A 305-nucleotide genomic window follows, 5' to 3' on the forward strand; every position below is an offset into this window, starting at 1 on the left:
CAAGGCGATCGCTCGCGCGGTCGCCTTGCCGACCTCGGTCGAGCCCGTGAACGCGACCTTGTCGACGCCCGGGTGGGAGACCAGCGCCTGGCCTGTCGCACCCGCTCCGGTGACGATGTTGACGACGCCGGCAGGCAGGACGGCCTGCTGGCAGATCTCGGCGAAGAGCAGTGCGGTGAGCGGGGTGGTCTCGGCCGGCTTCAGCACCACGGTGTTGCCGCACGCCAGGGCGGGAGCGACCTTCCAGGCCAGCATCAGCAACGGGAAGTTCCAGGTCATCCCCTGGAACTTCCCGTTGCTGATGC

The 305-nt window shown here is 68.9% G+C and carries 1 protein-coding gene; it reads right to left on the reverse strand.

The annotated features are described in order from the left end of the window. Positions 1-305, reverse strand: a 305-nt coding sequence (locus KSO97_RS17625) for an aldehyde dehydrogenase family protein (protein WP_232682147.1), incomplete at both ends; no start/stop codon positions are given.

Origin of the sequence: Nocardioides sp. R-C-SC26, from assembly GCF_021246465.1 — a bacterium.
Classification (GTDB): domain Bacteria; phylum Actinomycetota; class Actinomycetes; order Propionibacteriales; family Nocardioidaceae; genus Nocardioides.